23 protein-coding genes are annotated in these 25178 nt (G+C 62.0%); 8 read left to right on the top strand and 15 right to left on the bottom strand.

The window, feature by feature from the left end:
• Positions 1-93: 93 nt before the first annotated feature.
• On the bottom strand, positions 94-1440 hold the full coding sequence (locus tag ABLV49_RS04925) for a hemolysin family protein (protein ID WP_349280485.1): 1347 nt from the start codon (positions 1438-1440) through the stop codon (positions 94-96).
• A gap of 24 nt (positions 1441-1464) precedes the next feature.
• Between ABLV49_RS04925 and ABLV49_RS04920 the strand changes: the two genes are divergently transcribed.
• Entirely contained in the window at positions 1465-2313 is an 849-nt protein-coding gene (locus tag ABLV49_RS04920) for a symmetrical bis(5'-nucleosyl)-tetraphosphatase (RefSeq protein ID WP_349280484.1), read from the top strand.
• A gap of 45 nt (positions 2314-2358) precedes the next feature.
• Here the strand turns inward: ABLV49_RS04920 and ABLV49_RS04915 are convergent, their stop codons facing one another.
• From ABLV49_RS04915 to ABLV49_RS04905, 3 genes are all read right to left on the bottom strand, one after another.
• Positions 2359-3288, bottom strand: coding sequence for a YihY/virulence factor BrkB family protein (locus ABLV49_RS04915; RefSeq protein WP_349280482.1), 930 nt, complete (start codon positions 3286-3288; stop codon positions 2359-2361).
• A gap of 116 nt (positions 3289-3404) precedes the next feature.
• Positions 3405-4868, bottom strand: a complete 1464-nt coding sequence (locus ABLV49_RS04910) for a DEAD/DEAH box helicase (RefSeq protein WP_349280481.1) — start codon at positions 4866-4868, stop codon at positions 3405-3407.
• A gap of 203 nt (positions 4869-5071) precedes the next feature.
• Positions 5072-6004 carry an NAD-dependent epimerase/dehydratase family protein gene (locus ABLV49_RS04905; protein ID WP_349280480.1) on the bottom strand — a complete coding sequence of 311 codons (933 nt, stop codon included), beginning with the start codon at positions 6002-6004 and terminating at the stop codon, positions 5072-5074.
• A 59-nt stretch (positions 6005-6063) separates the two neighbouring features.
• Between ABLV49_RS04905 and ABLV49_RS04900 the strand changes: the two genes are divergently transcribed.
• Together ABLV49_RS04900 and ABLV49_RS04895 are read left to right on the top strand one after the other, a co-directional pair.
• The gene (locus ABLV49_RS04900; protein ID WP_349280478.1) at positions 6064-7104 is read left to right on the top strand and encodes a CDP-6-deoxy-delta-3,4-glucoseen reductase; all 1041 of its coding nucleotides are present in this window, start codon (positions 6064-6066) and stop codon (positions 7102-7104) included.
• Between the two features lie 78 nt (positions 7105-7182).
• Positions 7183-8211, top strand: a complete 1029-nt coding sequence (locus tag ABLV49_RS04895; RefSeq protein WP_415838089.1) for a Bug family tripartite tricarboxylate transporter substrate binding protein — start codon at positions 7183-7185, stop codon at positions 8209-8211.
• A gap of 105 nt (positions 8212-8316) precedes the next feature.
• Here the strand turns inward: ABLV49_RS04895 and ABLV49_RS04890 are convergent, their stop codons facing one another.
• The 8 genes from ABLV49_RS04890 to ABLV49_RS04855 form a co-directional block, all read right to left on the bottom strand.
• Positions 8317-9033, bottom strand: coding sequence for an ABC transporter ATP-binding protein (locus ABLV49_RS04890; RefSeq protein WP_349280476.1), 717 nt, complete (start codon positions 9031-9033; stop codon positions 8317-8319).
• Between the two features lie 14 nt (positions 9034-9047).
• Positions 9048-9815, bottom strand: a complete 768-nt coding sequence (locus ABLV49_RS04885; RefSeq protein WP_349280475.1) for an ABC transporter ATP-binding protein — start codon at positions 9813-9815, stop codon at positions 9048-9050.
• An 11-nt stretch (positions 9816-9826) separates the two neighbouring features.
• Positions 9827-10936, bottom strand: coding sequence for an ABC transporter permease subunit (locus ABLV49_RS04880; RefSeq protein ID WP_349280474.1), 1110 nt, complete (start codon positions 10934-10936; stop codon positions 9827-9829).
• Positions 10937-10973: 37 nt separating this feature from the next.
• Complete coding sequence (locus tag ABLV49_RS04875) at positions 10974-11903, bottom strand: branched-chain amino acid ABC transporter permease (protein ID WP_011802577.1); 930 nt, start codon at positions 11901-11903, stop codon at positions 10974-10976.
• Between the two features lie 256 nt (positions 11904-12159).
• Entirely contained in the window at positions 12160-13458 is a 1299-nt protein-coding gene (locus ABLV49_RS04870; protein WP_349280473.1) for a replication-associated recombination protein A, read from the bottom strand.
• 45 nt (positions 13459-13503) lie between these two features.
• Positions 13504-14166: an outer membrane lipoprotein chaperone LolA gene (lolA, locus tag ABLV49_RS04865; RefSeq protein ID WP_349280472.1), complete on the bottom strand. Its 663-nt coding sequence runs from the start codon at positions 14164-14166 to the stop codon at positions 13504-13506.
• Positions 14167-14171: 5 nt separating this feature from the next.
• A complete protein-coding gene (locus ABLV49_RS04860) occupies positions 14172-16628 on the bottom strand; it encodes a DNA translocase FtsK (protein WP_349280470.1) in 2457 nt (818 codons plus the stop codon).
• Positions 16629-16706: 78 nt separating this feature from the next.
• On the bottom strand, positions 16707-17396 hold the full coding sequence (locus tag ABLV49_RS04855; RefSeq protein WP_011802581.1) for a Crp/Fnr family transcriptional regulator: 690 nt from the start codon (positions 17394-17396) through the stop codon (positions 16707-16709).
• A 171-nt stretch (positions 17397-17567) separates the two neighbouring features.
• On the opposite strand from ABLV49_RS04855, the gene trxB reads away from it, so the two are divergent.
• The 3 genes from trxB to rpmG all read left to right on the top strand — a co-directional run bounded on the left by trxB (position 17568) and on the right by rpmG (position 19117).
• Positions 17568-18512, top strand: a complete 945-nt coding sequence (gene trxB, locus ABLV49_RS04850; protein ID WP_349280469.1) for a thioredoxin-disulfide reductase — start codon at positions 17568-17570, stop codon at positions 18510-18512.
• Between the two features lie 192 nt (positions 18513-18704).
• Complete coding sequence (gene rpmB, locus ABLV49_RS04845; protein WP_011802583.1) at positions 18705-18938, top strand: 50S ribosomal protein L28; 234 nt, start codon at positions 18705-18707, stop codon at positions 18936-18938.
• 11 nt (positions 18939-18949) lie between these two features.
• Positions 18950-19117 (top strand): 50S ribosomal protein L33, encoded by a 168-nt coding sequence (gene rpmG, locus ABLV49_RS04840; RefSeq protein ID WP_011802584.1) that lies wholly within the window; start codon positions 18950-18952, stop codon positions 19115-19117.
• 235 nt (positions 19118-19352) lie between these two features.
• Here rpmG and ABLV49_RS04835 read toward each other — a convergent pair whose 3' ends face one another.
• Together ABLV49_RS04835 and ABLV49_RS04830 are read right to left on the bottom strand one after the other, a co-directional pair.
• Positions 19353-20552 (bottom strand): DesA family fatty acid desaturase, encoded by a 1200-nt coding sequence (locus tag ABLV49_RS04835; protein WP_349280468.1) that lies wholly within the window; start codon positions 20550-20552, stop codon positions 19353-19355.
• Positions 20553-20763: 211 nt separating this feature from the next.
• Complete coding sequence (locus ABLV49_RS04830) at positions 20764-22017, bottom strand: RsmB/NOP family class I SAM-dependent RNA methyltransferase (RefSeq protein ID WP_349280466.1); 1254 nt, start codon at positions 22015-22017, stop codon at positions 20764-20766.
• Positions 22018-22071: 54 nt separating this feature from the next.
• Here ABLV49_RS04830 and ABLV49_RS04825 point away from each other — a divergent pair, with 54 nt between their 5' ends.
• Entirely contained in the window at positions 22072-22317 is a 246-nt protein-coding gene (locus tag ABLV49_RS04825; RefSeq protein WP_349280465.1) for a DUF1653 domain-containing protein, read from the top strand.
• A 207-nt stretch (positions 22318-22524) separates the two neighbouring features.
• Positions 22525-24141 (top strand): peptide chain release factor 3, encoded by a 1617-nt coding sequence (locus tag ABLV49_RS04820; RefSeq protein ID WP_349280464.1) that lies wholly within the window; start codon positions 22525-22527, stop codon positions 24139-24141.
• 73 nt (positions 24142-24214) lie between these two features.
• Here the strand turns inward: ABLV49_RS04820 and ABLV49_RS04815 are convergent, their stop codons facing one another.
• Positions 24215-25138 (bottom strand): DUF3616 domain-containing protein, encoded by a 924-nt coding sequence (locus tag ABLV49_RS04815; RefSeq protein WP_349280463.1) that lies wholly within the window; start codon positions 25136-25138, stop codon positions 24215-24217.
• Between the last annotated feature and the right edge of the window lie 40 nt (positions 25139-25178).

The raw sequence follows: 25178 nt of genomic DNA, 5'->3' as shown, positions 1-25178 counted from the left end.
GCCCCCAAGAATGCTTGGGGAAAACCTGGCCTGGCTCGAATCGGGTTACCTATCGAAGGCTTTTTAATCTCACATTAGTTACCCTGTGTAACTTTAAACGAGATTTGCACGGGTAGGTGCACCAATTTGGGTAACCAACAGCTTGTCAATCCGCTTGCCGTCCAGATCAACAATCTCAAACATCCATCCCGCGCACTTGATGCGCTCGCCAGTGACAGGAAGGTGTCCGGAAACCGACATCAGCAACCCGGCAACGGTGTTGTAGCGCCCACGGTCTTCTTCCGGCAACTCCCTGATGTCAAGCCGGGCCTTGAGTTCCGACACAGGCATGAGGCCGTCAATCAGCCAGCTGCCATCTTCGCGCCGGGTAGCCCATGCATCCAGGGTGGTGCCGGTTTGCAGTTCGCCAGTGATGGCCTCCAGCATGTCCATGGGCGTCATGAGCCCCTGCACCACGCCATATTCATCAACCACCAGCAGGATGCGGGTGGAACGGGCGCGGAACTGCTCCAGCAACTCCATGCCGGTCAAGGTTTCTGGCACGAACACGGCCGGAACGGCATACGGACCGATGCGGTCTGCCACCGTGGGAATGGAGCCTGCAGGATTGCCATGCGATGCCGGTTGAATCTGGCCGCGCAAGGCGAGCAACTTGGCAACATTGACCACGCCGACCACATCGTCGAGGCTGCCCCGGCAGACCGGATACCAGGAATGTCCGGTGGCCCCTGCCTTGTCGATGGCATCGGCCACCGTGGCAGAGGCGTCCAGCCACTCGATGCTGGCGCGCGGCAGCATCATGGAGGTCAACAGCCGGTCGTCAAGCAAAAATACGTTTTGCACCATCTGGTGCTCATGCTCCTCGATCAGCCCGGCATCAACGCCCTCTTCCAGGCTGGCGGCAATTTCCTCTTCAGTCACGGCCCGGCCGGCACTGTTGTCAACCCGAAGCAATTTGAGCACGGCATGGGTGCTGACGGACAACAGCCAGACAAAGGGCTTGGCGCCGGCAGCCACCCACATCATGGGCCGCGACACCAGGCGCGCCACGGTTTCAGGGTAAAGCTGGCCAATGCGCTTGGGCACCAGTTCGCCAAACACGATGGTCACATAGGTAATGCTGGCCACCACGATGGCCGTGGCGGAGATGTCGGCAGCGCCTAGCGAGACCCCAAAAGTTTGCAGCCACAGGGAGACGCCACCACTGAATGCCGCCTCTCCAATAATGCCGTTCAGCATGCCAATCGAGGTAATGCCCACCTGCACCGACGACAAAAACTGCGTGGGATTGCCGAGCAAGTCGAGCGCGGCCCGGGAGCCCTTGTCGCCTGATTCGGCCATGGCATTCAGGCGTGCCTTGCGGCTTGAGGCCAGCGCCAGTTCGGACATGGAAAAAACGCCATTGAGCAGCGTTAAAAAAACAATGAGGAGGAAATCCATGGATCCAAGGGCAGAATAAAGAGCATGTCACTTTACTGTATCGGCGACCTGCAGGGCTGCAGCGCACCATTTCACCGGCTGCTGGAGAAAATTGATTTTTCCCCGAGCCGCGACACCTTGTACCTTTTGGGCGATCTGGTGAACCGGGGACCGGATTCGCTGGGCACCTTGCGCAGCCTGATGGAGCTGGGCGATGCGGCGCAGTGCCTGCTCGGCAACCATGATCTGCACCTGCTGGCGCTGTGGCAAGGCGTGCGCAAGCCGGGCCGCCACGACACGGTGAACGACCTGCTGCAGGCACCGGACCGCGAAGGGCTGCTGGACTGGCTTCGCCACCGCGCCATGGCGATGCACCGCCATGGCTGGCTGATGGTGCATGCGGGCGTGTTGCCGCAGTGGAGCACCGCGCAGACCCTGATGCTGGCGGCCGAGGTGGAATCCGCTTTGCGCGGACCCGACCTGAAAGGCTTTTTGACTGCCATGTACGGCAACACGCCCTGCCAGTGGCAAGGCGGCCTCGAAGGTGCGGACCGGTTGCGGGTCATCGTGAATGCGCTGACGCGCCTGCGGTTTTGCACCGCGCAAGGCAAGATGGAGTTCAGCAGCAGCGAGGGCGCCCATGGCGCGCCTGTTGGCTACATGCCGTGGTTTGAAGTGCCGGGACGGGCCACCCAGGACACGCCCATTGCTTTCGGGCACTGGTCCACCCTGGTGACTGACGCCCGCCAGCATACGGGCTTGCGAAACAATGTCCTGCCGCTGGACACGGGTTGCGTCTGGGGCGGCTGCCTGACGGCGGCCAGATTAGGTGCGGCCGGTGTGCTTGAGTTGATCCAGGTGCCTTGCGAGCAGGCGCAGAAACCGGGCAAGTAGCTTGCTGGCGATTTTGGGCCACGCCTGCTTTGCGGGCAGGGATGCCTACGCAGTCAACACAGACGAAACCTTGTGCTCATCAGCCAACGCAGCCTCGTCAGCCCACGCACGCGCCATGCTTGCCGCGAGCAGCAGCACACCGGACGAGAAATAAATCCACATCAGGATGACGACCAGCGAGCCTGCCGCGCCATAGGCCGACACGACGGCAGCGGTGGACAGGTAATAGGCCATCAGGTACTTGCCGACCTGAAACAAAATCGCCCCGGCCACGGAGCCCATCACCAGGAAACGCAAGGCGGGCTTGGGGCCGGAACTCATTCTCATGAGGCCCAAAAACAGTGCAACGCAAAAGGCGATGGAAACCAACTCGTTGAGCACCCACACGACTTTGTCAATCGGCAAATAAGTGCCTGCCCAGCCTGACAGAAAGCTGGACAACGTTGATACGGCCAGCGACACCAGCAGCAAAAAGCCCAAGGCCAGGATGTAGCCAACGCCGCGCAGGCGCAGGCTGGCGCTGTACCACCATTTCTGCCTGGGAGTTTCACCGCTGCCCTGCCGCCACAGGCGCTCAAAAGCGTCCTGCAGTTCGGCAAACACCCCGGTCGCGCCGGAAAGCAGCAGCCCGAATGCAAACAGCGATGCCGTGATGCCTTCCGAGGGTTGCTTGGCGCTGGTCATGGCTTGCTGCACGACCTGCGCGCCTTGCTCGCCGATGACGCCTCGAATCTGCGCCACCAGGCTGCTTTCAATAAAACTGCGGTCCAGCCACCAGCCCATCACCGCCACCAGCAGCACCAGCAGCGGCGCCAGGCTGAGAACGCCGTAAAACGACATGGCCGCGCTCATGCGCATCCCGTCGGCGGCTATCCACTGGTTGACGGCGCGCCACAAGGGCAGGTAAATTTTCTGAAGCCGGGAATGACCGGCCGGTGCCAGGGTGAGAGGTCTTGGTGCGGGTGTGGCCATCATGCCGATAGCCTACAGGGCTTATGCGAAGGAATAAGCAGACAGCCGCGCTACGTACCGTAGGCAGAGGCTGACGACAGCCAGCCTGCGAATTCCGGAGGAATCAATCAAACGCCAAGTCAGGAAGACTTGAACAGCGCGGCGATCTTCTTCTTGGGCTTGATGTTGGCCGACACACCGTTGCGCCCAGGATTGGCCTTGGCCGACGCTTCCCAGGAAGGCAGGGATTGCGCCGGGATGCCGGGCTCGTAAGGCCGGTCAAAAAACGGATCGCGCGAGGCTGCCGGCTGGCGATGCGGCGTGTATTCGCGGCGCTCACGGCGCTCGGTAGTGCGTTCGCGGGGTGGGCGTGACTCTGCTGGCGCGCCGCCCTCCTCGCCTTCGCGGTACATGCGCCGGCCGTCGTTGATGCGGCCCTGCTCGCTGATGCGCGGGGTGTCTTCCTCGAACTCCATGGGCTCGATCTCGATCTTGGTCTTGATGAGCTTTTCAATGTCGGCCACCAGACGCTGGTCGCTGCTGGCGACAAAGCTCACGGCCAGGCCCGAGGCGCCGGCGCGGCCGGTGCGGCCGATGCGGTGGACATAGTCTTCGGCGTTGAAGGGAACGTCGAAGTTGAACACCGCCGGCACGTCCTTGATGTCCAGCCCGCGCGCCGCCACGTCGGTGCAGACCAGCAAATCGACTTCGCCGCTTTTGAACGATTCGAGGGCTTTCAGCCGCTCGTCCTGGCTCTTGTCGCCGTGCAGCGCGGTGGTCTTGAGGCCTTCGCGCTCCAGCGAGCGCGCCAGGCGCGCGCAACCGAGCTTGCTGTTGACAAAGACAAACGCCTGCTTCAGATCGCGCGCCTTCAGGATCTGGTGCAGCGCGCGGCGCTTGTCGTCGGCGCCCACGCTGTAGAAATGCTGCTCGACCGTGGCAGCGGTGGCGTTGGAACGCGCCACTTCGATCGTCACCGGGTCTTGCAGGAAGCTGGCCGCCAGGCGCTTGATCTCGGGCGAGAAGGTGGCCGAGAACAGCAACGTAATGCGCTGCTTGGGCAGGTAGCTCAGGATGCGCTGCAGGTCGGGCAGAAAGCCGATGTCGAGCATGCGGTCGGCTTCGTCGAGCACCACGTATTCGACCTGGTTCAGCACCGTGTTCTTGGCTTCGATGTGATCAAGCAGGCGGCCCGGCGTGGCGACCAGCACCTCAACGCCTTTTTTAAGCTCCAGCGTCTGCGGCTTCATGTCCATGCCGCCAAACACCACCGCGCTGTTCAGGTTGGTGTATTTGGCGTAGAGCTTGACCTGCTCGGCCACCTGGACCGCCAGTTCGCGGGTCGGCAGCAGCACCAGCGCCCGCACCGGATGGCGCGCCGGCGAGGTCGAAGCGTTCTCGTGCTTCATCATCCGCTGCAGCAGCGGAAGCGCAAAGGCAGCGGTTTTGCCGGTGCCGGTCTGGGCTGCGCCCATCACGTCTTTGCCCTGCAGAACGACCGGAATGGCCTGTTCCTGGATGGGGGTCATGGTTTCGTAGCCCATTTCGGCTACGGCGCGTGCCAGCGGTTCGGCCAGCGAAAGATTGGAAAAAGAAGAGGTCATTTAGCTTTATATTGTCGCACTTTGGGTGAGAAAAGCCTTTTGGGCTGATTCACAAGGCTGCTGCTGGCGGTTCAAGCCGCTCAACAGGCTCATCAAACAACATGGTTTCGCTATATATTTTATAGCTAACCATGCCCACTGGCTATGCGCAGAAGGCTTAAATAACCATTTATTTCAAGTTGAAGCCGCCGCCATGGCGGCCTTCAGCTTCGCAAACCGCACAAACCATCGCTGACGGTCGGATAGCGCAGCGCCAGCCCGAGTTCCTTCTTCATCCGCTGATTGTCCAGCCGGCGCGACTCGCTCATGAAGCTCAGCAGCATCAGCGGCAACTGCTCGTTCGCGGTGCTGCGTCCGACGCGGGGCGGCCGGGGCAGGTGGTAAAGGTCGGCCGCCAGATCAAAATAGTCGCCCATCAGCAACTGCGTGTCGTCGCAGACGTTGCTGATGCGCTGCGGCTTGCCGCGCCACAGGGCGGCCAGGCAAGCCCGGGCCAGGTCGTCGGCATGGATATGGCTGGTGTACACATCGTCTTCACGGCGCAGCACCGGCGTGCCCCTGAGCAGCCGCGCGCGCGGCGTGCCGCCCTCGCGGTCGGTGGCATAGATGCCGGGAATGCGCAACACATGCACCGGTGTTGCGCTGGCGCGGCCGAACAGCCGCACCTGGCCTTCGGCATGCACCCGGCGCTGCGAGCGCGGCGTGTGCGGGCTCAGGCGCCAGGTTTCATCGACCCGCTCGCCGCCGCAATCGCCATACACGCCGCTGGTCGAGCCATACACCAGCGATTGCGGCAGGCCGCGCAGGCGCAGAGCGCGCAGCAAGGCCTGCGTGCGCGGGTCATCGCGCCAGTTCGGGTCGTGGCCGGGCGGCGGCGCCAGATGCACCACGCGCGTGGCCAGTCCGGCCAGCCGGCGCAGCGTTGCCGCATCGTCCAGATTGCCCAGCAGCGGCGTGATGTGATCCCGGCGCAAGGCCGGCATGCGCTCGGCGGACGAAGTCAGCGCGATGACCTTGAGCCGGGGCGGCAGCTGGCGGGCCACGCGCAGGCCGACATCGCCGCAGCCGATGATGAGCACGCGCTGGCGACGAAAGCGCGCGGGCAGCGCGCCTAGGGGATTGAGGTTTGAAGGCAAAATTGGGTGTTGCGGGCAGACCAGCCCGGTCGAGTCGTAAAACCCTCAAGGATAACAATATGAGTTTCAACGTAAGCATTCTGCCCAGCGGCCGCAGCTTTACCGCCAACGCCGGCGAGCCCTTGCTGGCCGCCGCCATTCGCCAGGGCATCGGCCTCCCCTACGGCTGCAAGGACGGGGCCTGCGGTTCGTGCAAATGCAAAAAGCTCGAAGGCACGGTGGCCCACGGCGCCCACCAGCTCAAAGCCCTGTCGGCCGAAGAGCAAGCCAGCGGCTTCATCCTGACCTGCTGCGCCGTGGCGCAGTCCGACGTGGTGCTCGAATCGCGCCAGGTGACCGACGAAAGCGCGTTTCCGGTCCGGAAAATGCCGGTGCGCGTGACCAGCATGACGCGCGCCTCGCCCGACGTGATGGTCATTCGCCTGCAGCTTCCCGCCAGCGACATGCTGAAATACCACGCCGGCCAGTACGTCGAGTTTTTGCTGCGTGATGGCGACCGGCGTTCGTATTCGATGGCCAATGCGCCCTATACCCAGGTCGAGACGCCGGGCGTGGAGTTGCACATTCGCCACATGCCGGGCGGCAAATTCACCGACCACGTCTTTGGCGCAATGAAGGAAAAGGAAATCCAGCGCATTGAAGGGCCTTACGGCAGCTTCTTCCTGCGCGAAGACAGCGACAAGCCGCTGGTGCTGCTGGCCTCGGGCACCGGCTTTGCGCCCCTCAAGGCGCTGATCGAGCACATGCAGTACAAGAACATCACGCGCCCCGCCGTGCTGTACTGGGGCGGACGCCGCCCGGCCGACCTGTACATGCACGACTGGATGCTGGCCAAGGTGGCAGAAATGCCAAGCCTGCGTTACATCCCGGTGATTTCCAACGCCCTGCCGGAAGACGGCTGGACCGGCCGGACAGGCTTTGTCCACAAAGCCGTGCTCGAAGATGTTTCCGACCTGTCGGGCCATCAGGTCTATGCCTGCGGCGCGCCGATTGTGGTGGAGTCGGCGCGTGACGAGTACAGCGCCGTGGCGGGCCTGCCCACTGAAGAGTTTTTTGCCGACCCGTTCACCAGCGAAGCTGACAAGGCCAAGGCTGCATAAAACGCGACGCAGTATTAAATCAATAGCAAACAGTGCAGGCAGCTCTATCGCAAACGGCACTTTTCATACTGGAAACCGATGAAAATCACTCCCCATCTTTTCAGCCCATGGCGCCGAAAGTCACTGCTTGCCACCGGCACGCTGGCGCTCAGCGCGGTCATGCTGGCCGTCGCGTCCCCTGGCGCGCTGGCACAACCGGCCATGCCACCCGGCAAGGTCATGCGTCTCATCGTTCCCTATGCGCCCGGCGGTCCGATTGACGTGACGGCCCGGCTGATGGCCGACAGCGTGAAGCATTCGCTGGGCACGGTGATCATTGAAAACCGGCCCGGCGCCGGCGGCAACATCGGCGTCGATGCGATTGCCAAGGCCGCGCCCGACGGGCTGACGATTGGCATCGCGGCGGTCGCCACGCATGCCATCAACCCATGGCTCTACAGCAGGATGCCTTACGACGCGGCCAGCGACTTTGCCGCCATCACGCAAATGGTGCGGGTGCCCAATGTGCTGGTGATGAACGCCGACACGGCGCGCCGGCTGAACATCAATTCGCTGGCCGACCTCATCAAATACGCCAAGGCCAATCCGGCCAAGCTCAATTACGCCAGCGGCGGCAATGGCAGCGCGGGCCATCTGGCCGGCGAGCTGTTCAAGTCGCAGGCTGGCATTTTTGCGCTGCATATTCCGTACAACGGCGGCAACCCGGCCCAGCTGGCGCTGCTGAGCGGCCAGGTCGATTTCAATTTCGACAACCTGGCGACGGCGTCAAGCAACATCAAGGCCGGCAAGCTCAAGGCATTGGCCGTCACCACGGCCAGGCGCAGCGCCTTCCTGCCCGATGTGCCGGCCGTGGCGGAAACGCTCAAAGGGTTCGAGATCGACACCTGGTGGGGGCTGGTGGCGCCGGCGGCCACGCCCCGGGACGTGGTCGCCAGGCTCAACCAGGCGTTTGTCGCCGCGCTGAATGCGCCCGACACCAAAGCCCGCTTCAGCACCCTGATGGCCGAACCGGTTGCCAGTTCGCCCGAGCAGTTCGCGGCCTTCATGAAAAGCGAACGGGCGAAGTACGAAAAAGTGGTGGAGGCTTCGGGCGCCCGGGTGGATTGATTCTTGATGCCTTTCAGGGCTTTTGCGCTTTATCCATATGCACTGTTTGCTACTTAATTGATAGTCAACAGGGCATTGCGCAAGCCGCCCGAATCAGGAAGAAAATCACTCGCCCAGGTAAGCGGCCCGGACCCGGGGATCAGTGAGCAGCGCCTTCGCCTCGCCATTCATCGTGATATTGCCCGACTCCATGACATAGCCCCGGTTGGCAATGCCCAGCGCGCGGCTGGCGTTCTGCTCGACCAGCAGCACCGTCATGCCCAGCGCCGACACATCGCGCACCACCTCGAAGATCTTGTCAACCATGATCGGCGACAGGCCCATCGACGGCTCGTCGAGCAGCAGCACCTTGGGCCGGCTCATCAGCGCGCGGCCCATGGCCAGCATCTGCTGCTCGCCGCCCGACATGGTGCCGGCCAGCTGGTCCTTGCGCTCGCGCAGGCGCGGGAACAGCACGAACATCTTCTCGATGTCGGCGGCAATTCCGGCGTTGTCGCTGCGGATGTAGGCGCCCATCTGCAGGTTCTCGGTGATGGTCATGCGCGCGAACACGCCGCGCCCCTCGGGCACCATCGCCAGGCCTTCCTTCACCAGGTCCCAGGCGCCGCGCCCCTTGATGCTCTTGCCCAGGTATTCAATGTCGCCGGCCAGCATCGGCAGGCTGCCGGTGATGGCCTTCATGGTGGTGGTCTTGCCGGCGCCGTTGGAGCCGATCAGCGTGACCAGCTCGCCCTCGCGGACCTCGAAGTCAACGCCCTTGACGGCCTGGATGCCGCCGTAGGCCACCTTGAGACCGGTCACCTTGAGAAGTGTATTTGCCATAGTCGTCGTTCCCTTCAATGACCTGCGCCCAGATAGGCGGTGATCACTTTTTCGTTTTTCTGCACCTCGGCCGGCAGGCCCTCGGCGATCTGCTTGCCGTAGTCCAGCACCGTCACGCGGTCGCACAGGCCCATGACCAGCTTCACGTCATGCTCGATCAGCAAGATCGTGCGATTGTCCTTGCGGATCCGGTCGATCAGTTCGCGCAGCTGGACTTTTTCAGTGGCGTTCATGCCGGCGGCGGGTTCGTCGAGCGCGATCAGCTGCGGGTCGGTCGCCAGCGCGCGGGCGATTTCCAGCCGGCGCTGGTCGCCGTAGCTCAGGGTGCGGGCTTTGAAGTCGGCGTATTTGCCGATGCCCACGTAGTCGAGCAGCTCCTGCGAGCGCTGGGCGATTTCAGCCTCTTCACGCTTGAAGCCGGGCGTGCGGAAGATCGCTCCGATCAGGCCCGAATGGGTGCGCACATGGCGGCCGACCATGACGTTTTCGAGCGCCGTCATGTCGGCGAACAGGCGGATGTTCTGGAAGGTGCGGGCAATGCCGGCCTTGGCGACTTCATGCACCGCCGTCGGCTTGTAGGGTTTGCCGGCCAGCTCGAAGGTGCCGCTGTCGGGCGTGTACAGCCCGGTCAGCACATTGAAAAAGGTCGTCTTGCCGGCGCCGTTGGGGCCGATCAGGCCATAGACCTGGCCGCGTTCGATCTTGATGCCGACATCGCTCAGGGCCTGCAGGCCGCCAAAGCGCTTGGAAACACCCGAGACATTCAGAATGGTTTCGCTCATGTCCATGCTCCTTAAGGGTTGATGGACTGGATGGGGTCTTTGCCGGCGCGCTTGTTCAGCGACTCGCCGTGCTCGGCCGAGGGCCAGAGCCCGCGCGGGCGCATCAGCATCACGGTGATCATGGCCAGCGCAATCAAGAGCTGGCGCAGGATGGCCGAGTCCAGCCGGCCCTCGGTCATGGCCTGCAGCGGCCCGGCCACATGGCGCAAGACTTCGGGCAGCGCGGCCAGCAGCAGCGCGCCCAGAATAACGCCGGGCAAATGCCCGATGCCGCCCAGCACCACCATGGCGACGATCATGACCGACTCCATCAGGCTGAACGATTCGGGCGAGACAAAACCCTGGAAGGAAGCGAACATCGAGCCCGACACGCCGCCAAAGGTCGCGCCCATGCCGAAGGCCAGCAGCTTCATGTTGCGGGTGTTGATGCCCATCGCCTTGGCGGCGATCTCGTCCTCGCGAATCGCCATCCAGGCGCGGCCGATGCGGGAATTTTGCAGCCGGTGGCAAAGAATGACCGAAAAAATCACCAGTGCCAGAAACAGGTAGTAATACATCGAGACCGAGGTGAACTCGATGCCGAAAAAGGTATGCGATTTGCCCAGGTCAAAGCCGAAAAACTTCATCGAATCGATCTGGCTGATGCCCTTGGGTCCGTTGGTCAGGTTGATCGGGCGGTCCAGGTTGTTCAGAAACACCCGGATGATTTCGCCAAAGCCCAGCGTGACGATGGCCAGGTAGTCACCGCGCAGCTTGAGCGTCGGCGCGCCCAGCAGCACGCCAAACAAGCCGGCCAGCGCGGCGGCCGCCGGAATGGTGGCCCAGATCGGCAGGTGCAGGCCCTCGGGGAAATTCGCGGCGATCCATGGAAAGGCCTCGGCCAGATGCGGCGAGCCGAGCAGCGCGAACATGTAGGCACCGACCGCGAAGAAGGCGACATAGCCCAGGTCCAGCAGGCCGGCATAGCCGACCACGATGTTCAGTCCGAGCGCCAGCAGCACGTACAGCAGCGCCATATCGACGATGCGCACCCAGGCGTTGCCGCCTTGCTGCAGCAGCAAAGGCAGCACCAGCAAGGCCAGCGCGGCGATCAGGAAAGTGGCCAGTTTTTTGGTTTTCATCAGAATTTCTCCTTGTGTGCCGGTTAATTGACGGGCCTTACGCCCGGTCCGCCACACGTTCGCCCAGCAGGCCCGAGGGGCGCAGCGTGAGCACGAAAATCAGCACGATAAAGGCAAAGATGTCGGAGTATTGGCTGCCCAGCACGCCGCCGGTCAGCGGTCCGATGTAGCCCGCGCCAATCGCTTCGATCAGGCCCAGCAGGATGCCACCCAGCACCGCTCCGCCCAGGTTGCCAATGCCGCCAAACACGGCGGCGGTAAAGGCCTTCAGGCCGGGCAAAAAGCCCATGGTGTGCTGGACGGTGCCGTAGTTGGACGCATACATCACGCCGGCCAGCGCGGCCAGGATGGCGCCGATGATGAAGGTGGCGGAAATGACGGTATCGGGCCGCACGCCCATCAAGGCCGCAACGCGCGGGTTTTCGGCGGTGGCCCGCATGGCGCGGCCCAGCTTGGTGTAATGCACCAGCCACATCAGCACCGACAGCGACACCGCCGTGGTGCCCAGGATGAACAACTGCGTCACGGTGATCACGGCGCCGCCAATCTGGAAGGGCTCGGCCGGCAGCAGCGTCGGGTAGGACTTGTAATTGGGCTTCCAGATGATCATGGCCAGCGTCTGCAGCAGCAGCGACATGCCGATGGCGGTGATCAAGGGGGCCAGCTTGGGTGAGTTTCGCAGCGGCCGGTAGGCGACTTTTTCGATGGTGAAGTTCAGCGCGGCGCACACCACAAAAGCGATCAAGAGGGAAATCAGCAGAACCAGCCAGCCGGGCGCGCCGGGCATCGCCTCCTGCATCCAGCCGATGATGGTCCAGCTGGTCAGCGCGCCAACCATCAAGACTTCTCCATGCGCAAAATTGATCAGGTTGATGATCCCGTACACCATGGTGTAACCCAGGGCGATCAGGGCATACATGCTGCCCAGGACCAGTCCGTTGATGATTTGCTGTAGCAAAACTTCCATATCCGCTCCGTTTATTTGAATGAGCCAACTCTGCTTGCGCCATGCCTGCATGGGATCACCATGAAGACACGCGAGTTAACAAAAAGCCCGCCTGTCTCCAGTCCGATAACTGGTGAAGGTGGCGAGCTAGTGCGCAAATTGTAGCCACAGGCCTCTAGCGAGAATCGCGCCACTGCTTGCGTTTTCGCCGGGTTTACCCTTGAGAAATTGAACTTTTACGGCTGATACAGGCCTTATCAGCGGGTTTTCTGATTCATCAGTTTTTCTGATGGTTTTTTGCCTTCAACTCATTCAACTTATCGGCGATCTTGATCTCCAGACCCCGGTTGACCGGACGGTAAAAGCCCGGATCGGCCATGCCTTGCGGAAAATAGTTTTCTCCGGCCGCAAACCCGCCTTCCTCGTCATGCGCATAGCGGTAGTTCTTGCCGTAGTCGAGTTCTTTCATGAGCTTTGTTGGTGCATTGCGCAAATGCAGCGGCACCGGACGGGTGCCATCCTTCTTGATGAAGGCCTTGGCTTCGTTGAAGGCCTGGTACACCGCGTTCGACTTGGGCGCGACCGCCAGGTACACCACGCATTGCGCCAGCGCCAACTCCCCTTCTGGCGAGCCCAGGCGTTCATAAACCTCGGCCGCGTCGAGCGCCAGGCGCAACGCGCGCGGGTCGGCCAGCCCGATGTCTTCGCTGGCCATGCGGATCAGGCGGCGCGCCATGTAGCGCGGCTCGGCACCGCCATCGAGCATGCGCATGAACCAGTAGAGTGCGGCGTTGGGGTCGGAGCCGCGCACCGACTTGTGCAGGGCCGAAATGGTGTCGTAAAACTGCTCCCCGCCCTTGTCGTAGCGGCGCAGGCGCTCACCCAGCACCTTGAGCAGCCAGGCATCGGTCACGTCGCTGATTTTTTCGGCCCTGGCCGCGACGCTCAGCGATTCGAGCGTGTTGAGCAGGCGCCGGGCATCGCCGTCGGCATAAGCAACGAGCCGGTCAACGGCTTCAACTGCTATTGTTTCAATAGCTGGCAGCGCCCGTTCAGCAAGGACTTTGGCTATTATTTGCTTAAGATCGTCCTCCGTCAGCGGCTGCAGCACGTACACCACGGCGCGCGACAGCAGGGCCGAGTTCACCTCGAACGAAGGGTTTTCGGTGGTGGCGCCAATGAAGGTGAACAGGCCGCTTTCGACATGCGGCAAGAAGGCATCCTGCTGGCTTTTGTTGAAGCGGTGCACTTCATCGACAAACACGATGGTGCGCCGGCCGCCCTGCCCTTGCCAGATGGTGGCCTGCTCGACCGCTTCGCGAATGTCCTTGACGCCGCCAAGCACGGCGGAAATGGTGATGAAATGCGCATCGAAGCTGCTGGCCATCAGCCGGGCGATGGTGGTCTTGCCCACGCCGGGCGGCCCCCACAGAATGCAGCTGTGCGGCTCGCCCGACTCGAACGCGATGCGCAGCGGCAGGCCAACGCCCAGCAAGTGCTGCTGGCCGATGACTTCGCCGAGATTTTTGGGACGCAGCCGCTCGGCCAGGGGTGGGTGGGAAGCGGGCTTGGCCATGAGAAAGTGCGCTGCGCTGTCGTGGGCGACGCAGTCTGGTTGTTGTTACTGCCGGATCACATCCGCGCCCTTGGGCGTGATGAACTGGAAGGCGTCCTTGGGCAGGGCCGGGTTGACTTCCACCTTGCTGAAGCTCAGCACCGAGCGCTGGCCGAAGCTGTCGAGGATTTCGAGTGCCGCAAGCTCGCTCGATTTGTCGGCCAGTTTCTGACCAGCGCGAAAGCCGACGCGCACGGCCTGCAACTGGCCGTCTTTTGCCTTGGGCGTGGCCACGACCCATTCGAGGCCGTCCTTTTCAGGCGCGGCGGCCAGGGTGAAATCGGCCTGCAGCGCACGCAGATCGGGCGCGGCGGCAATCAGGGCAGCCGGCGTCGAGCCCAGCGCTGCGGATTGCTTGCGCGCTGTGACCTGGTTCAGGTCGGCGTCATAGAGCCACAAGGTCTGGCCGTCGGCTACGATGCTTTGCTCGAACGGCTTTTTATAGAGAAACTTAAAACGGTTCGGCCGGGAGAACTCGAAAGTGCCGCTGGAGGTTTTGCTGCGGGCGGCCTGGCCCTCCTTGGCGGGCGCGGTCACGACCTGGGTGAAGTCGGCGCGGCCGCTGCTCACGGTCTTGACGAAGTTTTCAAGGCTTTCCAGGCCATTTGCGCATGCTGCATGGGCAGATGCAGCTATTAAAACAGTAGCAAAAAAACATTTCAGTTTCATCAAGTTCACTCCGTGCGTGCAGGCACCAAAATTTCGCGCTGGCCGCTGCCACTCATGGCGCTGACCAGTCCGGCGTTTTCCATGTCCTCGACCAGCCGCGCGGCGCGGTTGTAGCCGATCTTGAGGTGACGCTGCACCAGCGAAATGCTGGCCTTGCGATTCTTGAGAACCACTTCCACGGCCTGGTCGTACATCGGGTCTTTCTCGCCGCCCGCATCGCCGCCCGTCAGGTCGCCGCCCTCGCCATCGACCGTTCCGCCTTCCAGCACGCCGTCAATGTAGTTGGGCGTGCCGTGCTGCTTGAGGTAGGCCACGACCCGGTGCACTTCATCGTCACTCACAAACGCACCATGCACCCGAATTGGAAAGCCTGTACCACTCGGCATGTAAAGCATGTCACCCATGCCCAGCAAGGCCTCGGCGCCCATCTGGTCAAGAATGGTGCGGCTGTCGATCTTGCTGCTGACCTGAAAGGACAGCCGCGTCGGGATGTTGGCCTTGATCAGGCCGGTGATCACATCGACGCTGGGGCGCTGCGTGGCCAGGATCAAATGGATGCCGGCGGCGCGGGCTTTTTGCGCCAGGCGCGCAATCAGCTCCTCGATCTTCTTGCCGACCACCATCATCAGGTCGGCCAGTTCGTCGATCACCACGACGATATAAGGCAGGCGCTCCAGCGGCTCGGGCTCGTCGGGCGTCAGGCTGAAGGGGTTGTAGATGAACTCCTCGCTGGCATTGGCTTCATCAATCTTGGTGTTGTAGCCCGCCAGGTTGCGCACGCCCAGCTTGCTCATCAGCTTGTAGCGCTTTTCCATTTCGGCCACGCACCAGTTCAGGCCATGGGCAGCCTGTCGCATGTCGGTGACCACCGGCGCCAGCAGGTGCGGAATGCCTTCATAAACGCTCATCTCCAGCATCTTGGGGTCGATCAGCAGCAGCCGCACATCGCGCGGATCGGCCTTGAAGAGCAGGCTCAGAATCATCGCGTTGATGCCCACTGACTTGCCCGAGCCGGTGGTTCCGGCCACCAGGCAATGCGGCATCTTGGCCAGGTCGGCGACGACGGCATGGCCGGCAATGTCCTTGCCCAGGCCCATGGTGAGCAGCGAGGTCGCGTCGTTGTACACCTGCGAGCCCAGAATTTCGCTGAGCTTGATCATCTGCCGCTTGGCGTTGGGCAACTCCAGCGCCATGTAGTTTTTACCCGGAATGGTTTCAATCACGCGAATGGACACCAGGCTCAGGGCACGCGCCAGATCCTTGGCCAGGGTAACGACCTGCGAGCCCTTGACACCGGTGGCCGGCTCGATTTCATAGCGGGTAATCACCGGGCCGGGCGCTGCGGCAACGACGCGCACCTCGACGCCGAAATCCTTGAGCTTTTTCTCGATCAGCCGCGAGGTCATTTCCAGGGTTTCGGAGGCGACGCTTTCCTGCCGCAGCAAGGCGGTGTCCAGCAGGCTGACCTGCGGCAGGCGGGAGTCGGAAAGGGATGGCAATGCGGATGCCGCCGGTGCAATTGACGCGGCTGGTGTCGTCTTCAAGGAAGGTGCCGGTGACGACGGCACCGATGGCGCGGCAGGCGACGACAGTACCGATGGCGCAGCAACTGGCGCGGCGGGCGACGCCTGCGGCCGGATTTTGACAGCCCGCTCGCTTTTTGGCGGCTCCGCCGCTGGCGGCTTGATGATGACCGGCACCGGATGCTGCTCTTCAATCTCGATGCGTTCGCCGGTCAGTGTTTCCTCGCGCTCGCGGGCGGCTTTCTTGCCGACCGCCAGATCTTCGGCAACCTCGCGTTGTTCACGGCGCAAGGCAATGACGCTGTCAATCCTGGCGCCCAGCACCAAGGCCACGCGCGCCCAGGAAAAATTAAAGACGCCGGCCACGGCGATCACGCCTAAGGCGATGAGGAGCAGGCCCGAGCCGGCGAATCCCAGCCACTTGACGCCCAGGTTGCCCAGCACATAACCGATCACGCCGCCGGCATGTCCCGGCAGCCTGAACTCGAACCGGTACAGGCGAGACCACTCCAGCGCCGCACTGGCCGCCAGCAGCAGCAGCAGGCTTAGCCAGAACTGGAGGCGGCTGGCGGAATGCTCCGGCGACAGCGAATCACCGCGCAGCCCACGCGTCACCGACCGCAGCCAGGCCCAGCAACCCGCCACCAGCGCCCACCAGACGGAAAACCCCAGCAAAAAGTAGCTGGCGTCGGCGACCCAGGCGCCCAGGTGGCCGCCCCAGTTTCGGGCTGCCACCACGGTGCTGCTGGCAGCCTCCGGATTGCCGGAGGTTGACCAGGCGGCGTCCTGCGGCGAGTAGCTCAGCAGAGCGGCCAGCCAGAGGATCAGGCCAACCAGTCCCAAAATCAGGCCGACTTCGCGGGCGAAACGTTTGAAGCCGCCGGGCGCGCCCGCAGCAGGAGAATTTCTGGAGTTCAGGGTATCTAGCGAGTAAGTCATAAACGGGTCTCAGAGCTTAACGTAGTTGGGTCAGGCTTTGAGGTCAAGCGCAGCCGAGAACTGTAAGCGCTTGGCAAGTCAGCCCAGCGAATGCAGGTGATGCGTCACCAGCAAAGAGCCGTCGCCCTGCGTTTCGATGAAACCGCGCTCTTCAAGATCCTTCATGACCCGGCTGACCATCTCGCGCGAGGCGCCGACCATTTTCGCCATGTCCTGGCGCGAGACCTTGCCAGGGATCACGGCATTGCCTGCGGCGCACCGCATACTTTCTCCGGCGAACTCCAGCAGCACCCCGGCCACCCGGCCATAGACATCCATCAGGGCCAGGGACTCGATTTTGCGATCTGCCTGGCGCAGGCGCTGCACCAGTCCCTTGAGCACCGCATAAGCCATGGAGTCGATGTCGGGCAGGCAGCGCGCAAACTCCGGCTGGCCCAGAATCAACACATCCGTCTGCACCTCTGCCAGAACCGAGGCTGAGTGGGGCGCCTGGTCGATCAGGCTCATCTCACCCACGTAATCACCCGAATGCATGGTTGCCAGAATCACCTCGCGCCCTCGCACATCGGTGCTGACGACGCGGGCGCGGCCGGTCAGAAGAATGGTCAGGGCATTGGATCTCTTGCCCTGCTCGACGATGGTTTCACCGCGCTTGTAACGACGCTTGACCACGGCATCGGCTACCGAAGCCGCCTGGCTGGCGGTCAACATTGAAAAAAGAGGCACGCGGCGAATCAGTTCGAGCCTGGAAACCATGGTGGGGGTCATTGCCATGCCCTCCAGACCACACCGCCGACAACTGCCGCGTGATTTCTTACAATGGCCGCGCTTTCGCAAAAAACAGATGCTGTCAAAGTTTCACCTTGCTGGGACACATACATACGCGAATACGCGACCTGACTCTACATGAGTTCCAACACTTCCATCGGGTTCTTCACCATGAAACATTCCAGAGTTCTCATTCTCGGCTCAGGCCCCGCAGGCTATACGGCAGCCGTGTATGCAGCGCGCGCCAACCTCAACCCGGTACTGATTACCGGTATGGCCCAGGGCGGCCAGCTCATGACGACCACCGATGTGGACAACTGGCCGGCCGACGTTGACGGCGTCCAGGGACCGGAGTTGATGCAGCGCTTTCTGGCCCACGCCGAGCGCTTCAAGACCGAAATTATTTTTGACCATATCAACCAGGTTGACCTGAGCCAGCGGCCTTTCACGCTGACCGGCGACAGCGGCACCTACACCTGCGATACCCTGATCATTGCCACGGGCGCGTCGGCCAAATACCTGGGACTGGAATCGGAAACCGCCTTCATGGGCCGCGGCGTTTCCGGCTGCGCCACCTGCGACGGCTTCTTTTACCGGGGGCAGGAAGTCTGCGTGGTGGGCGGCGGCAATACGGCTGTTGAAGAGGCGCTGTATTTGTCGAACATTGCCAGCAAGGTCACGCTGGTGCATCGCCGCGACACCTTCAAGGCCGAAGCCATCCTGATCGACAAACTGCATGAAAAAGTCGCCAGCGGCAAGATTGAACTGCAACTGCACCAAACCCTTGAGCAGGTGCTGGGCGACGCTTCCGGCGTGACCGGCGTGCGCCTGAGAAGCACCAAGACCGATAGCACACAGGACATCGCCCTCACAGGCTGTTTCATCGCCATTGGCCATCAGCCCAACACCGACATTTTTGCCGGCCAGCTGGAGATGAAAGACGGCTACATCATCACCCGGACCGGCCTGCAGGGCATGGCCACCATGACCAGCATTCCGGGCGTGTTTGCCGCAGGCGACGTGCAGGACAATATTTACCGCCAGGCGATTACCAGCGCAGGCACCGGCTGCATGGCGGCGCTGGACGCCCAGCGTTTTCTGGAGCAAAGCGACTAAAAGTCCTCTCGACGCAGTCGCACTTCACTTGCTCAAGTCCCCATCTGCAGGGTTTGCCAAAGTCCTGATTTCTGATATTTTTGTTTTCGGGCTATAATTTATGGCTTAGCTGAGCATTCGTAGGGTCTGTCCAGCACGGACCCACTGGGTTTTTCAGCATCCTATTTCTAATTTTTTACGGAGAGTGCGCTCATGGCACGCGTCTGTCAGGTAACGGGCAAAGGCCCGATGGTGGGAAACAATGTTTCTCACGCAAACAACAAAACCAAGCGTCGGTTCATGCCCAACCTGCAGTACCGCCGTATTTGGGTCGAGAGCGAAAACCGCTGGGTGCGCCTGCGCATCACTGCAGCCGGTCTGCGTTTGATTGATAAAAACGGCATTGACGCAGTCCTGGTGGACCTTCGTGCCCGCGGTGAAGTTTAAGGAGAACTACCATGGCTAAAGGCGGACGCGAAAAAATCAAGCTGCAATCGACAGCTGGCACCGGTCACTTCTACACGACCGACAAAAACAAGAAAACCACACCTGAAAAAATGCTGATCATGAAATTTGATCCTAAAGCACGCAAGCATGTGGAATACAAGGAAATCAAACTGAAGTAATTCAGCCTGATACCTGCAACGCCTTCTGGCGCTGCCCAAAAAAACCCGCTGGTTTCCAGTGGGTTTTTTTATGCCTGACCTGATTGTGGTGAAGTTGAGCCCAACAGGAACCGAGAGGAAAAGCAAGCGGCCTTGCCTTTCATGGCTACTCCAATCTGGTTTCCATTGCGCCAATAAAAAAGCCGCCGCAGCGACTCAACGCTACGGCGGCTTTAGCTTTGGCTTCAGCGCTGAATCAGGCGCGCGCGGCACGCAATTTCATCGAAAACTCGCGAAGCGCTGCAATACCGCTTTCTTCCGCCCGATGGCACCAGCCCTGCAGGTCGGCGGCCAGTTGCTCGCGCGATGCCGAGGTGCTCAGCCACATCTGGCGAAGCTCTTCGCGCATCGTGACCATCTTGTCGAGGACAGGATGCTCGGCACGAATCTGGGCAATTTGCGGCCTGGCGGCGGCCGGCACCTTGTCCTCATCGCGGTGCAGCCAGCGATTGGCCAGCTTCAACCCGGAAACATCGGCTTTTTTGGCTTCCAGCAAAGCCAGCTCGGCTTTACCGGCGCGGCGCAGCTCGCGGGCAAAACCGGCCATCACTTCGTAGCGATGCGCAATCAGGGCTTCAAGCGTCTTCTCATCGGCCACCGGCTGAATGGCACCCAGCCGAAGCCGTGGTGGAACCTTCTTCACGGACGCCAGGCCCATGATTTCCATGGCGCGGATGTAACCCCAGCCGATGTCGAATTCATAAGGCTTGACCGAAAACTTGGCCGACGTGGGATAGGTGTGATGGTTGTTGTGCAGTTCTTCCCCGCCGATGATAATGCCCCAGGGCGACACATTGGTGCTGGCGTCAGGCGCTTCAAAGTTGCGGTAGCCCCAGTAGTGGCCAATGCCGTTGATGATGCCGGCCGCCGTGATTGGAATCCACATCATCTGAACCGCCCACACGCTCAGGCCGGCCACGCCGAACAGGGCCAGGTTGATGATCAGCATCAGGCCGACGCCCTGCCAGCTGAAGCGGGTGTAGAGGTTGCGCTCGATCCAGTCATCGGGCGTGCCCCGGCCAAACTTGGCCAAGGTTTCCTTGTTTTTGGTCTCGGCGCGGTACAGCTCAGCACCGGTGTAAAGCACGGTCTTGATGCCGTGGGCATGCGGGCTGTGCGGGTCTTCCATGGTTTCGCACTTGGCGTGGTGCTTGCGGTGCACGCCCACCCATTCCTTGGTGACCTGGCCGGTTGTCAGCCACAGCCAGAAGCGAAAGAAATGAGATGGTAAAGCGTGCAGGTCGAGCGCGCGGTGCGCCTGATGGCGGTGCAGGTACAGGGTGACGCTGAGGATGGTGATATGGGTCACCGCCAGGGTGTACAGCACGATTTGCCACCAGCTTGCAGCAAACAGGCCATGAGCCAGCCAGTCAAGGGCGGCATCCAACAAAATCATAGAAGTCCTTTATACAATCCGCATCCGCCACACATTCCAAACTTGTCTCCAAGGCGGCTGCAGACAACTTTTGATTATAAATTGCCCGGCCCTAAACGCAAAGCCCCTTCAGCAAGGCTGCCGTGCTTTCAAGCCCTTTGGATTCGCTCGGGAATTTGCGCGGGAAGCGGCAGGAATCCAGACGGTTTCTAGGCTTTTGGCGCTGGAAAGATCAGGCCTTTTGCCAGACGGCTGCAAAGAACCCATCGGTCTGGTGCAGGTAAGGCCAGAGCCGCAGATACGGTCCACGGCAGAGTTTGTCCGCATGCTCGACCCCGATATGCGTCAGCAGCGGTGCCGCTTCCACAACCTGGAAGTCTGGATTCGCAGCGCTGAAAGCCTCGGCAATCGCCTCGTTTTCCTCGCGCAGGATGCTGCAGGTGGCATACACCAGCCGTCCGCCCGGCTTCACCAGGCGCGCGGCGCTCTGCAAAATGGCGGTCTGCTTGGCGGTCAGCTCTTCAATCGCCTTCGGATTGTGGCGCCATTTCAGGTCCGGGTTGCGCCGCAGCGTACCCAGGCCCGAGCACGGCGCATCGACCAGCACCCGGTCGATCTTGCCGGCCAAGCGCTTGATTCGGTCATCGCGTTCATGCGCAATGGCGACTGGATGCACGTTCGACAGCCCGCTGCGCGCCAGGCGCGGCTTGAGCGCGGCCAGCCGGTGGGCCGACGTGTCAAAAGCATACAGCCGGCCGGTCGTGCGCATGGAAGCGCCCAGCGCCAGGGTTTTTCCGCCGGCGCCGGCGCAAAAGTCCACCACCATCTCGCCGCGCTTGGCATCAACCAGCAGGGCCAGCAGTTGCGAGCCTTCGTCCTGCACTTCAATCGCGCCGCGCTTGAAAGCATCGACATTGGCCAGCTGCGGCTTGTCCGCCAGGCGCAAGCCCCACGGCGAATACGGCGTTGCTACGGTTTTGATACCGGCTTTCGCAAGCTCCTTCTGCACTTCAGCCCGTTTATCCTTCAGGGTATTGACGCGCAGGTCAAGACCGGCCGGGGCATTGAGGCTTTCGACCAGCGGCCAGAAATCTTCCCCCAACTGGCTTTTTAGCGGTTCGACCAGCCACTGCGGCAGGTTGTGGCGGTGCAACTCCATCAGGTCGGCGGGCTTGACCTGGTCGCAGCGCGAGAGCCAGTCCTCTTCCTGCTCGGTCAGCGCGCCATACAGAAAATCACGCGGGGCGGCGAAACCCAGAATCGCCAGCCGCCGCTCGGGCACGCCACTGCCGTGCTGGGCAAGGTAGGTGTAGAGATTTTTCTTGCGCAGCACGCCGTAGATGGTTTCAGCCACGGTGGCCCGCTCGCGGGGGCCAAGCCGCATTTCGCGGAAATAGCGTGACACCACCATGTCGGCGGGATGGTCAAATTTAAGAACCTGCTTGAGAAGCTCGGTACAACAGTCGAGTAAGGCGTTAGGATGCATGCCCCCATTGTCCCACTGCCGCCGCCCGGCTTTTACATTCAGCGTTGATTGACCATGCCCGAACACCTTCCGCCGCTGATCGAAACCCCGCCCGGGCGCTACCGCCATTACAAGGGCATGGCCTACGAAGTCGTTGGCACGGTGCGCCACAGCGAAACCCTGGAGCCGATGACGCTGTACCGCGCGCTGTATGGCGAGCACGGCCTGTGGGTGCGGCCGGCGGCGATGTTCAATGAAGAAGTGGTGATCGGCGGCGTTCGCCAGCCACGTTTTACTCGCCTGCCCGATGAAGGGCTATGAAGAACTCAAGCTTGTCTTCATAAGAACAACGGCCACAGCGTGGAGCCGCCCTTTTTCACCAGCCGGGGCCGCGGAACCGGCTTTGCCGGGCCGCAGGCGCAGCAGCCCCCTCCGGGGGCAGCGCATTACACGAAGTGAAAAGCGTGGGGGCGATGGCCTGCAGTGAAAAGCGTGGGGGCCATACCACCTCGCCGATAATCACGGGTTATGTCCGAAAACACTGAAATCGCCACCCAAGTCAAGCGCCGCCGCACGTTTGCCATCATTTCCCACCCCGACGCGGGTAAAACCACGCTGACTGAAAAGCTGCTGCTATTCTCGGGCGCCATCCAGATTGCCGGCAGCGTCAAGGCGCGCAAGGCCGCGCGCCACGCGACCAGCGACTGGATGGAAATCGAAAAGCAGCGCGGCATTTCCGTCGCATCCTCGGTCATGCAGATGGAATACCGCGACTGCGTGATCAACCTGTTAGATACCCCCGGCCACCAAGACTTCTCCGAAGACACCTACCGCGTGCTGACCGCCGTCGATGCGGCGCTGATGGTGATCGACGCGGCCAACGGCGTCGAGCCGCAGACCCGCCGCCTACTGCAGGTCTGCCGCGCGCGCGGCACGCCGATTCTGACCTTCGTCAACAAGATGGACCGCGAGGTGCAAGACCCGATGAGCGTCATGGACGAGATCGAGCGCGAACTCGGCATGGCCGTGGTGCCCTTCACCTGGCCGGTCGGCATGGGCAAGCTGTTCCACGGCGTCTATGACCGGCGCGAAGAGCGCATGCGCGTCTTCAGCCCCGGCGAGGACAAGGCCGGCGGCGACGATGAAATCCTCTCCGGCCTGGACAACGCCGAAGCGACGAAACGCTTTGGCGCCGAATTCACGCAGGCGCAGGACGAACTCGAACTGCTCGAAGGCGCCTCGCCCGAATTCAACCGCGAGGAATTCCTGGCCGGCCGCCAGACGCCGATGTTCTTCGGCTCGGCGATCAACAACTTCGGCGTGCAGGAAGTGCTCGACGCGCTGGTCGATCTGGCGCCGGCCCCCGCCGACCGCCCGGCCATGCAGCGCATCGTGCATCCGGACGAGAAGAAATTCTCCGGCGTGGTGTTCAAGATCCAGGCCAACATGGACCCGGCGCACCGCGACCGGATTGCCTTTTTGCGCGTGGCCAGCGGCGAATTCACGCGCGGCATGAAACTCAAGGTGGTGCGCAGCGGCAAGGAAATCCGGCCGAACACGGTGGTCAGCTTCATGAGCCAGCGCCGCGAACTGCTCGACACTGCGTTTGCCGGCGACATCATCGGCATCCCGAACCACGGCGTGCTGCAACTCGGCGACACGCTGACCGAAGGCGAGGCGCTGCAGTTCACCGGCCTGCCCTTCTTCGCGCCGGAAATGTTCCGCGCCGTCGAAGTGGCCGATCCGCTGCGCAGCAAGCAGCTGCGCGCCGGCCTCACGCAGCTCGGCGAAGAAGGCGCGATCCAGGTGTTCCGGCCGATTGCTGGGTCATTGCTGCTGCTGGGCGCCGTCGGCCAGTTGCAATTCGAGGTCGTGGCGCACCGGCTGGAGCATGAATACGGCGTGAAGGCGCGCATCCTGCAGAGCAACTTCAACCTGGCGCGCTGGGTGACTTGTGACGATGCCAACGAGCTGAAGAAATTCATGGATGCCAACGCGCACCGCGTGGCGCTCGACGCGGTTGATGCGCCGACGCTGCTGGTCGATCACAGCGCCACGCTGCGCGCCGTCGAACAGCAGTGGCCGAAGATCAAGTTCCATGCGCTGCGCGAGCACGCCGGGCTGGTTTTTCAGGCAAAAATGTAGTGTTTTATGGCTCTTGCGCACGCTCCATAAGCGCAAGTAGCTATTATTTTTATAGCAAACGCTGGTTGCCGCGTCAAGGCGCAATCTGCAAGGTCCCGGGGTCAAGCAGCAGAAAATGGGCGCAGCGCCCTTCCTTTCGGTTGCCGTCATCGCTGACGATGACGATTTTCGGCGCGCCGTCAATGACAGCCGGGCACACCCCTTCCGCGTTCCCGAAACCCTGCAAGCCGGGAACCGTGACACGGCGCGCCGGCGCACCGGCTTGCCCGCTCCAGAACCAGAGCTTGAATTCGCCCTCGCGCGAGACGGGGCCGCCGATGACCAGGTAGCCATCAAGCGCGGCCATATGGCACATGCCGCGAATCCCCTGCCCTTCCAGGTCCAGCGTCTGCAGGGTGCCAGATACCTGCGGCGCTGCGTCTTCCTCAAACACTGCGCAAAGATTTTCAACGCTGGCAATCAGGGCATGACCGTCCCGCAGCGGACTGCGAAAGCCGATCAGCAGCCGCTGCTGGTCCGGGCTGATGGCCAGGCCCTCGATGTTGAGCCCGCCGCCGGCTTTGACATTCTTGATCCGCGCAGCGGCTGCGAGCAGCGGGTGCGCCGCCATCAGCGCAGGCTTCAGTCCCTTAGCCACCCTGGGCTCGACGACGCGGTTTGCATCGACCCGGAACCGGACCAGCCGGTCGCGCGGCTTCTTTTCCATGCCGTCGTCGTCTCGCGAATGCGACGTGACCGCGTAGAGACAGCCCGCTGTGTCGATGGCGAGACCTTCCAGGTCCTCCAGCTTCCAGAAGTCCTTGTTGCCCCAGTCAAACCATCCCGGACCCAGCGGCGTGCTGTTGACCGGCCCGCTGGCGCTGATCTCGACCAAGCTGAAGGCATGGCCCTGCTCATCCTCAACCACCAGAAAGCGCCCGTCCGCAAGCTGCTGGACACCAGAAGGCTCATAAAGACCTGTCAAAGGCAGGAACGAAGGAGTGGGGTTCTGTGTCATGAGGAGCATTGTGTCTTGCGCCGCGTGTTTGGGATAGCCG

The organism is Polaromonas hydrogenivorans (assembly GCF_040105105.1).
GTDB lineage: Bacteria > Pseudomonadota > Gammaproteobacteria > Burkholderiales > Burkholderiaceae_C > Polaromonas > Polaromonas hydrogenivorans.
The sequence above is the reverse complement of the archived record's forward strand: the minus strand, read 5'-3'. Positions and strand labels throughout refer to the sequence as shown.

Excerpts from the sequence above, each read along its gene's own strand:
- rpmB (WP_011802583.1), top strand. The coding sequence starts at position 18,705 with ATGGCACGCGTCTGTCAGGTAACGGGCAAAGGCCCGATGGTGGGAAAC.
- ABLV49_RS04885 (WP_349280475.1), bottom strand. The coding sequence starts at position 9,815 with ATGAGCGAAACCATTCTGAATGTCTCGGGTGTTTCCAAGCGCTTTGGC.
- ABLV49_RS04880 (WP_349280474.1), bottom strand. The coding sequence starts at position 10,936 with ATGAAAACCAAAAAACTGGCCACTTTCCTGATCGCCGCGCTGGCCTTG.
- rpmG (WP_011802584.1), top strand. The coding sequence starts at position 18,950 with ATGGCTAAAGGCGGACGCGAAAAAATCAAGCTGCAATCGACAGCTGGC.
- ABLV49_RS04875 (WP_011802577.1), bottom strand. The coding sequence starts at position 11,903 with ATGGAAGTTTTGCTACAGCAAATCATCAACGGACTGGTCCTGGGCAGC.
- ABLV49_RS04925 (WP_349280485.1), bottom strand. The coding sequence starts at position 1,440 with ATGGATTTCCTCCTCATTGTTTTTTTAACGCTGCTCAATGGCGTTTTT.
- lolA (WP_349280472.1), bottom strand. The coding sequence starts at position 14,166 with ATGAAACTGAAATGTTTTTTTGCTACTGTTTTAATAGCTGCATCTGCC.
- ABLV49_RS04820 (WP_349280464.1), top strand. The coding sequence starts at position 22,525 with ATGTCCGAAAACACTGAAATCGCCACCCAAGTCAAGCGCCGCCGCACG.
- ABLV49_RS04870 (WP_349280473.1), bottom strand. The coding sequence starts at position 13,458 with ATGGCCAAGCCCGCTTCCCACCCACCCCTGGCCGAGCGGCTGCGTCCC.
- ABLV49_RS04860 (WP_349280470.1), bottom strand. The coding sequence starts at position 16,628 with ATGACTTACTCGCTAGATACCCTGAACTCCAGAAATTCTCCTGCTGCG.
- trxB (WP_349280469.1), top strand. The coding sequence starts at position 17,568 with ATGAAACATTCCAGAGTTCTCATTCTCGGCTCAGGCCCCGCAGGCTAT.
- ABLV49_RS04855 (WP_011802581.1), bottom strand. The coding sequence starts at position 17,396 with ATGACCCCCACCATGGTTTCCAGGCTCGAACTGATTCGCCGCGTGCCT.
- ABLV49_RS04815 (WP_349280463.1), bottom strand. The coding sequence starts at position 25,138 with ATGACACAGAACCCCACTCCTTCGTTCCTGCCTTTGACAGGTCTTTAT.
- ABLV49_RS04895 (WP_415838089.1), top strand. The coding sequence starts at position 7,183 with ATGAAAATCACTCCCCATCTTTTCAGCCCATGGCGCCGAAAGTCACTG.
- ABLV49_RS04900 (WP_349280478.1), top strand. The coding sequence starts at position 6,064 with ATGAGTTTCAACGTAAGCATTCTGCCCAGCGGCCGCAGCTTTACCGCC.
- ABLV49_RS04835 (WP_349280468.1), bottom strand. The coding sequence starts at position 20,552 with ATGATTTTGTTGGATGCCGCCCTTGACTGGCTGGCTCATGGCCTGTTT.
- ABLV49_RS04825 (WP_349280465.1), top strand. The coding sequence starts at position 22,072 with ATGCCCGAACACCTTCCGCCGCTGATCGAAACCCCGCCCGGGCGCTAC.
- ABLV49_RS04890 (WP_349280476.1), bottom strand. The coding sequence starts at position 9,033 with ATGGCAAATACACTTCTCAAGGTGACCGGTCTCAAGGTGGCCTACGGC.
- ABLV49_RS04830 (WP_349280466.1), bottom strand. The coding sequence starts at position 22,017 with ATGCATCCTAACGCCTTACTCGACTGTTGTACCGAGCTTCTCAAGCAG.
- ABLV49_RS04920 (WP_349280484.1), top strand. The coding sequence starts at position 1,465 with ATGTCACTTTACTGTATCGGCGACCTGCAGGGCTGCAGCGCACCATTT.
- ABLV49_RS04915 (WP_349280482.1), bottom strand. The coding sequence starts at position 3,288 with ATGATGGCCACACCCGCACCAAGACCTCTCACCCTGGCACCGGCCGGT.
- ABLV49_RS04910 (WP_349280481.1), bottom strand. The coding sequence starts at position 4,868 with ATGACCTCTTCTTTTTCCAATCTTTCGCTGGCCGAACCGCTGGCACGC.